Below are 3,085 nucleotides of genomic sequence, written 5' to 3' on the forward strand. Positions count from 1 at the left end.
CTCTGTGTCTTGGTTATCGGGCGAAGGTGCTTGCTCTCGGCAAGGACAGCCTTCTCATATCTGTTTCTTGGTTTCATTTTCTATCCTCCTTGTTTTATTCGTTGCGAAATACATAACCGTCCTTATACCAAAAGTCTGTGTCAAAAAGGTCATCGGCATATTTGGAGAAGTCGAAGTAACTCAGTGCAAAATCGGATAAATCGTTCTTCATTTTCACAATTTCCTCCGCAAAATCCTCCCTGCTTGCATAACTGCCCATATAGGCGGATTGAAAAGCCTTTACAAGGCTGTATGCGTCTTGGGTGATATGGGCATTGTTGCCGTCCGCCCATTCCCAAAAGGCTTCTTTCTCCGTGTCATTCAATCTGTCCAACTCGTCCCGAAGTTCAAAGAAGTTTTCATCCAAATGACCTTCGTTTATCAGACCATCGGGGATTTCCTCCCACGCTTGGAACATATATTCGGGTTCTTCCTCATCCTCGTGTATCTCGGCACAACGCTCCATAAAGTCGTCCAAATCGTAGAAGTCCGAAAGTTCCACCCATTCTCCCTGCAATGAGCCGTTGTTGTACTTGGCATAAGTGCCTACATAGATGCGTGCTTCGCTTAAATCCATTGTTTCCATTTTCCTTTCGTTGTTTAAGGGATTAAAACTCGAATAGTGAGGGTTGTGATACGATTTCCGTTGTCTCGGCTTTCTTTGGTCTTGCGTTACGGCTTTTTATTTTGGAGAGTTCTTCACGTTGGTATTGCTCTACGGCTCTCTGTCTGGCTTCCGCCTTCTCCTCATCCGTGAGTTCGATGGTGTGGTTTACCACCACTTTGCAGGAATTAGGCTTGCCTACCTCTATGTCGTCCTCGTCATAGTAATGCACTGCCATAGAGTAGATTTCATCGTCCGAAAATCCCGAATAACCGCTTTTCTGTACCTCGCTGAGGATATAGGTTACACACTCGTCTATGTTCTTGTTTTCCTTGCGGAAACTCTCCGCAAAGAGTTCATCGTATGATGCTCGGTTCTCCAAATAACATTGGATTACGCTCTTGAAATGCTCTGTACCTTTCATTGTCTTTTATGTTTTAATCAGTTGAATAATGTTCCGTCTGATAGGAACTCATAATTGTTAGCTTCGCAACTTTCGGCAAAGGCTTCCTCGCTGAATTGATATTCCATATCGTCCCTGCAAGCCTTGAAAAATCCGTTCAAACACTTGTCCATAAGTTCGTATAGGGTGGTATCATTGGGGGCTTTCAGAAAAACGTATATGGGTTTCAAGATTTCATAGTCTATGCAGTAGCCCGTCAGCACACAATCGTCCGAAACAAACACACGGCTCTTGCGTTTCTTCTTGTAGTTTCCACTCCAATAAGTCTTGGGTGGATACAAGTCGTTCCAATAGTTATTGACAAGGTATTTCAGAAGTCTTGTCCCTTTCATATTGTCTTCCTCCTCGCTGTAATGGGAAGTGAAACTATAGGTGTAGGTACAACTGTCGTATGACCATCTGTCCGCCTTGATATTGAAAATCCGTTCAAAGGCTTGCAATGTGGCTCGGTTCTCTCTGTCCCAAGTATAGTCGCAATGTTCCGCCCAATGGCTGTGTGCCTTTGCTTGTGCCTCCCTTGTCAGTTCGTGGAGGTTATATACCTCGTATGTTCTTGTTTCCGTTCTCATATCTGTTCAGTGTTATCGGGTTTATTGTTGATGATGTCTTCTCCATTGTTTGCAAAGACCTCGATAGTCGGCTGTCCTCCGTTTTCCTCTACGGATAGGCTTTCGGAGGTGTCATACAAGGTTTCTCCGTCTGTGATGATGATATTCTCATCGTCCTCAAAGCAAAGCACGTCCTCTCCCTGCCACGACTTGACAAGGGCAACGGCTTCTTCGTAACTCTCGGCTTTTACATCAAAGTGGGTGCGTTCCCAACAAGTAACCTTTCTGTCTTGATAAAAATTGAATTTTTCCATTATTCTTACTTTTAGATGGTTGCTAAAATGATTTCTTGGATATGAATGGGTTCGACCTCTGAAAAGAGATAGAGGATAAATTCCTTTCTGTCCTTCCGATTAAGTTCCTTGAATAATTCCCCAAAGGCGGAGATATTTCCGTTGAGGTAAACCGATACCATATACTCGAAGATGTTGTCCACCTCATAGTATCTGCATTGCTGTGCGATTGTCTTGCTTCTTCTTTTCATATATCTGCCTGTTTAAGAAATGAGTAACCAAAGTATTGCTCCGATGATGAGGGCATAAGTCAGAATGTACACTGCGATAGCCAAAGCAATGGTAAGGAGTAACCGAATGAGGAATTTTCCTGCACATATCCCTGCCAGCCAAAGCCAGATGCTTCCGCCACAAAGGAGAGAGCCTGCGAGTGCAAGTGCCACCCAAATTGATATTTTGTATCTCAGTTTCATCTTGTCTGATTTTTTTGATTTTAGGCGGATTCCAGAGGTGAGGGAGTTGAGTTTCAACTTTTTCTTTTTCCCAGCTTCTCGCATATCCGACATTTTTTTTATGCGTCTTTCCGTCGGGTCGGTCGTTTTCGTTTCAGTGGCGTAAAAAGGTAGGGCTTAGGACAAACAAGGTTTTACGGCGAGAATACTACCTGCAATGAAATGGAAGTGTGGAGATTGTCGTCTAAACGGCTTGCCGCCCCGACCTTTTTTGTCCGTAGAAGCCCGGAACTACCTTTGCCGCTGACAACGAACAACCGATCCCGACATGATACACAGGCATAAGTGGAGGATGTGCATGGAAAGAAGCAGGGCGAAAACAAAAAACGCAGTCTTCGGAGACTGCATTTCATCATAAGAATAAAATACACGGAAAACAAAAAGCCGCCCAAACGGACGGCTTTACGAAAATAACTCGGAGAAAATTCTTTTTTCTCACGATATACTCTTATCTTTGCAACAGGTTATTCGAGTTATGCAAAGCGTTGTATATCATTGTTGAAGATAGGTCGCTAAATCATTACCTACTGCATTTCATAACTCATTAGGCTATTGAATGCCAATCATTTGAACCTAAATGATAGATTTTGAGCAAAAAAAAATAATAATCCTCAAATGTAGGCTTA

At 43.2% G+C, this 3,085-nt stretch carries 6 protein-coding genes; all 6 read right to left on the reverse strand.

The window, feature by feature from the left end; all coding sequences use genetic code 11:
* Positions 1 to 94 precede the first annotated feature (94 nt).
* Genes HMPREF3034_RS09505 through HMPREF3034_RS09530 form a run of 6 tightly spaced genes read right to left on the reverse strand, consistent with a single transcriptional unit; the run spans position 95 to position 2,420 of the window.
* Positions 95 to 625, reverse strand: a complete 531-nt coding sequence (locus HMPREF3034_RS09505) for an antirestriction protein ArdA (protein ID WP_023058491.1) — start codon at positions 623 to 625, stop codon at positions 95 to 97.
* 22 nt (positions 626 to 647) lie between these two features.
* Positions 648 to 1,067 carry a PcfK-like family protein gene (locus tag HMPREF3034_RS09510; protein ID WP_023058460.1) on the reverse strand — a complete coding sequence of 140 codons (420 nt, stop codon included), beginning with the start codon at positions 1,065 to 1,067 and terminating at the stop codon, positions 648 to 650.
* Between the two features lie 17 nt (positions 1,068 to 1,084).
* Complete coding sequence (locus HMPREF3034_RS09515) at positions 1,085 to 1,675, reverse strand: hypothetical protein (protein WP_023058399.1); 591 nt, start codon at positions 1,673 to 1,675, stop codon at positions 1,085 to 1,087.
* Positions 1,672 to 1,968, reverse strand: coding sequence for a hypothetical protein (locus HMPREF3034_RS09520; protein WP_023058475.1), 297 nt, complete (start codon positions 1,966 to 1,968; stop codon positions 1,672 to 1,674). Before HMPREF3034_RS09520 ends, HMPREF3034_RS09515 begins: the two co-directional genes overlap by 4 nt.
* A gap of 11 nt (positions 1,969 to 1,979) precedes the next feature.
* Positions 1,980 to 2,198, reverse strand: a complete 219-nt coding sequence (locus HMPREF3034_RS09525; RefSeq protein ID WP_023058392.1) for a hypothetical protein — start codon at positions 2,196 to 2,198, stop codon at positions 1,980 to 1,982.
* A 12-nt stretch (positions 2,199 to 2,210) separates the two neighbouring features.
* Entirely contained in the window at positions 2,211 to 2,420 is a 210-nt protein-coding gene (locus tag HMPREF3034_RS09530; RefSeq protein WP_036873654.1) for a hypothetical protein, read from the reverse strand.
* Between the last annotated feature and the right edge of the window lie 665 nt (positions 2,421 to 3,085).

This window comes from Prevotella sp. DNF00663 (genome assembly GCF_001553265.1).
GTDB lineage: Bacteria > Bacteroidota > Bacteroidia > Bacteroidales > Bacteroidaceae > Prevotella.